Source organism: Pseudomonas sp. 05N434, assembly GCF_056396965.1.
In genome coordinates this window covers 1-4,057 of sequence record NZ_JBFTMK010000465.1, presented here as the reverse complement: position 1 = coordinate 4,057, position 4,057 = coordinate 1, and the positions used below count along the sequence as shown (strand labels likewise).

The following is a 4,057-nucleotide window of genomic DNA, read 5'->3' as shown; positions in this document are numbered from 1 at the left end:
GATATCCATGCCACATCAGCGGTGCTTTGCGGAAATTTATCCCTTAAAGACAGTACCGAATGGCCCTCAGCTTTAGTCAGTTCGTTCAAGGCTCGGGCCAACGCAGGGGGAAGATTGTTATCCAATAGGAACTTCAAGCCGCATTCCTTTGCTCAAAACTGACCGCTGCCTCAACTGCAGCAATAGGTATTTCATAGAGGCGGGCTACACGTTTGACGTCTCTGCCTTCAGCTCTGTAGGCGCTAAAAATGGCTGCTGTGTCAATTCCCGTACCTGACAGGACAGGTTTTCCAAAGTTTCGAGAGGGGTCGAGAACGATGGCTTTGCTGCGTTTGACCGGATACCAGCGCTGCGCCGAGCCTGATCCTGTGTAGTCGATACCTTCATAGAGCGAAGGTTTGATGACTTGTTCGAATGCATACTGTCGCTTGATCAAGTCCAGAAGTGCCTCATCCCCTGTTTCACCCATCACCGTGGCGAAGATGCTTCGTCCGTCGGTTTGAAAGCGTTTGCAGGTGAATGGGTACGGTTGGTTAAACAACTCTTTTGCTTGCTGCGAGGCACTACGGATGGCTTGCAGGCTTACGCCGTGTTGGCGAAAAGCATGAACGAAACGAATTTCCAGTAAGTCATGAAAACCTAGAACGCACTCGTTCACATCAGACAGCTCTGAGTCCCAAAGCCCCGGATGCTGAACACCGTGGGCGGTGTATCCGAATAACCAGCGGCGTATATCGGTAGCTGAAATCCCGGTGTAAAGCGAAGCTTCTGCTGGGGTGTACAAGCCAATGCCGACAAGGCGGCTAGGTAGCTTAATGTTTTGCATGTTGGCCTCCTTGTCAGCAGGTGATCCGATGGATGGATTCTGGTCGTAAGGGTGAACTCAAGCAACTGGTCGGGGACGAACCGCTGTTTTGTTTGGGCAGAGTAGGTTTGAAGCGTGAGCTACACAATCAGCTCGGAGTCGTCACGGCTTGCAGGAAATTTCTGAAAACCCTGTCCTGTAAGTCGCTTGGGCGAAAACGTGGCTACTCTGTCGTCTATTGAGTCGACAGTAAGTTGCAGATTATGAAACCTAGTGTTGAGTCGTCTGACACTGCATTGTCTCGTATAAGTAACATTCAGCTTCAATTGTCACGCATACAGAACATCTCTACCCATTCAAAGCCCAAAAAGGCACCTGCGATATTCTCGTCAGGTGCCTTTTTGTGTTGGGGGAGCGGTAAAGACTCCATTCGATCAACGAGCGCGATCACTCAGTRAAGAACGGGAGGCTCTCCCGCGGCCACCGACGCGTTCGGATCAAGGTTATCCTTCGCTCGGTTGACCAAAAGCTCAGTCAGCATCGTCAACTGCTGAAGCGCCAGTGCCACATTGCGCTGCGGGCCTTCGAGTCGGTCGGCAAAGTCCAGCGTCATGACGTTGAGGGACGCCAGGGTTTCGCTGGCGTGAGCGAGCAGGGTGGGCATGTCGACGTCGGGGCGGACGCTGAAGATGTTCCTGTTCAGGTTGCGCCGGCGGGCACTGACGGAGCGTTCGGTGGTTTTGGGCTGTTGGGTCGGGTCGAGGGTTTCAGGTTGTGAAGTGGCCGGATTTTTCAGTGGGATTCGGGTGATCTTTTTCATAAGGGCGTTCCATTGGTTTAGGGATCCTTACGTAATTTCGGCTTGTTAAAACCATCCGCAGGGTCGCAGCGAAGGGTGAAGACTATCTTTCAGAAATGTTGTTCACCAGTTCATGGCAGTCGCTACGGGTTGCAGGAAAATTCCCAGGATGACGTGGTTCTAATCTGTCAGAGAAATCCTTTTCCACTACTGTTGACCCTGAGCAACTGCCGCGCCGTCTCAGTCGCTCAGTGTTGGTGCCTGTGATGGATATCGGGAAAGTGCGGATGACTGTGCTTAATGGGAGCGTGGTCGTGTAAATGGCTATGAGGTTCAGTGCCGTCCCACTCAAAGGCATGTTCATGTTGATGGTGCTCATCATGAATATGCGGATGGTCATGTGTTTGCGGATCGTGTTGGTGCTCGTGAGAGTGGCTTTCGGTCAGGTGTATCCAGACGCCAATTCCCATCAGGCCGGCAGCCACCCAAAACACCCACGTCACCGCTTCGCCTAACAACAGGATCGAAATAGCGGCCCCCAGGAACGGTGCAGTAGAGAAGTACGCACCTGTGCGCGCGGTGCCAAGCCCCCGCAAAGCCAAAACGAACARCACCAGGCTAACGCCGTAGCCCAAAAAGCCTACCAGTAGCGTTGGCCCCAATAGAGATAACTCGGGGAGATGCATGCCAAGAGCAATCCCCAAAGCGCAGTTGACGACCCCGGCGACCAATCCTTTGATGCCAGCGATAAACAATGCATCCGATGCGGAAACCTTCCGGGTAAGGTTGTTATCGATGGCCCAACAAAAACAGGCAATCACCACGGCGACCGGGCCAACCCAGCCATGGATCCCTGCGGAAGTTTGAGGCCAACCCAAGAGCACGCCACCGGCAACGATTGCGATCATTCCAGCGACGATCCGCCGATCGGCGTTCTCCTTGAACACCATCCAGGCAAGCAGGGCGGTCAATACCGCCTCAAGGTTTAGCAACAGCGAAGCAGTGGTAGCTGATGTGAGGGTAAGGCCAAACATTAAAGACACCGGCCCCAACACGCCGCCGAACGCGATAGCACCAATGAGCCATGGCCATTCTGAAATGGTTAAACCGACAGGCTGCCAGCCGCGATCACGGATCAGCCGGGTAACCGTGAGACCCAAGCCACTTCCCAGGTAAAGCAAACCGGCGAGCAAGACGGGTGAAACGTTCAGCCCCAGGACCTTGGCAAGCGGCGTGCTGGCACCAAACAGCGCTGCAGCACCCAAGGCGTATAAAACGCTTTTGTTCATCATCTGTTCCGTAGCAAAAGGCATTGTTGAGAGACACGATACTCGTCATGCATCGATAGCGCATTGAATCGAACCCACAAAAAAGGCACCTGCGATAGGCTAGTCAGGTGCCTTTTTACGTTGGGGGCGCGGCTGCCGGAATTGTTAAGACGCTGAAACCTGCCTCTGCAACCGCCGCCCCACCACATCCAGCAAATCGCAACCATCGCGCAACGAAGTCACCAATACCCGCGCCAGCTCACTGTGAACGCCTTCGTTCACAGCGAAACTCTCCAGCAATTGAGTCGCCGTGCGGATGCGGTAAGCCGCCGTTTCATGCAGCACATCCAGCGGCGCTTCAGTGTCGATCAGCAGCGACGCGATAGTGCAGTCGATGCCGGTGATCGGCATGTATCGATCCATGACAAAACCTCCATTCGATCAACGAGCGCGATCACTCAGTGGCAGACGGGCTCGATCGCCGGCATGGGCGAATCAAGGTTATCCAGCGCTCGATTGATCAACATCTCGGCCAGCACGGCCAGTTGTTGCATCGCCAACGCCACATTGCGATGCGAGCCTTCAAGCTGGTCGGCCAGGTCGGTGGTCATGACGTTCAGGGAGGCCAGGGTTTCGCTGGCGTGAGCGAGCAGGGTGGGGGTGTCGACGTCGGGGAGGATGGTGAACACTTGGCTCACGGGGTCGGGCTGTTTCGGGTTGCGCAAGCGGGCGCTGACGGCGCGTTGGGTGGCTTGGGAGAGTTGGGTCAGGTCGAGGGTTTCGGGTTCTGAAGGGGTATCGGTTTCTGGAGGGTTGGGGGTGATCTTCTTCATGTTGATGCTCCTACACTAGTTTTGGAGGCGACCACCCTTCTGCTGTCAAACAGAATTGGGTGGCAGCTGTACGCGGGTTGACAGACCGGTAGTGTAGGAACCCGGTGCACCCGAAGATGCCCCACGCACAGCCGCCATAAACGAGACTGCATGCGCGTGAGCATGCTGCCTGATCAGGAGGAGTGAAAGGTTACACTTTTCGGCCTGTCAAAGCCCAATCGCTGAATTGCAGCGACACCTGGAGGCTATCCTCGATGAGCGGCGCCCGCTAGTTCATGGAAGGCGATACGTTTTGAGGGAAATTTCCTAGGACGGAGTGGGGGTGTTGATGAGCGTTTGAATGCCAAACCCC

Annotated in this window: 6 protein-coding genes; all 6 read right to left on the bottom strand. The window is 54.8% G+C overall.

The window, feature by feature from the left end:
- A partial coding sequence (locus AC1DLB_RS23460; RefSeq protein ID WP_477785727.1) for a PIN-like domain-containing protein occupies positions 1-137 on the bottom strand: 137 nt, incomplete at its 3' end.
- Positions 134-826, bottom strand: a complete 693-nt coding sequence (locus AC1DLB_RS23455; protein WP_477744062.1) for a DUF433 domain-containing protein — start codon at positions 824-826, stop codon at positions 134-136. The genes AC1DLB_RS23460 and AC1DLB_RS23455, both read right to left, overlap by 4 nt.
- 430 nt (positions 827-1,256) lie before the next feature.
- Complete coding sequence (locus AC1DLB_RS23450; RefSeq protein ID WP_477785726.1) at positions 1,257-1,625, bottom strand: DUF6124 family protein; 369 nt, start codon at positions 1,623-1,625, stop codon at positions 1,257-1,259.
- A gap of 227 nt (positions 1,626-1,852) precedes the next feature.
- Positions 1,853-2,893 (bottom strand): DMT family transporter, encoded by a 1,041-nt coding sequence (locus AC1DLB_RS23445; protein WP_477744061.1) that lies wholly within the window; start codon positions 2,891-2,893, stop codon positions 1,853-1,855.
- Between the two features lie 144 nt (positions 2,894-3,037).
- Positions 3,038-3,295: a hypothetical protein gene (locus AC1DLB_RS23440; protein ID WP_028939924.1), complete on the bottom strand. Its 258-nt coding sequence runs from the start codon at positions 3,293-3,295 to the stop codon at positions 3,038-3,040.
- 35 nt (positions 3,296-3,330) lie between these two features.
- A complete protein-coding gene (locus AC1DLB_RS23435) occupies positions 3,331-3,705 on the bottom strand; it encodes a DUF6124 family protein (RefSeq protein WP_477744060.1) in 375 nt (124 codons plus the stop codon).
- Positions 3,706-4,057 lie beyond the last annotated feature (352 nt).

Bases quoted from the DNA above. Each gene is read 5' to 3' on its own strand.
- AC1DLB_RS23440 (WP_028939924.1), bottom strand. From the start codon at position 3,295: ATGGATCGATACATGCCGATCACCGGCATCGACTGCACTATCGCGTCG.
- AC1DLB_RS23435 (WP_477744060.1), bottom strand. From the start codon at position 3,705: ATGAAGAAGATCACCCCCAACCCTCCAGAAACCGATACCCCTTCAGAA.
- AC1DLB_RS23455 (WP_477744062.1), bottom strand. From the start codon at position 826: ATGCAAAACATTAAGCTACCTAGCCGCCTTGTCGGCATTGGCTTGTAC.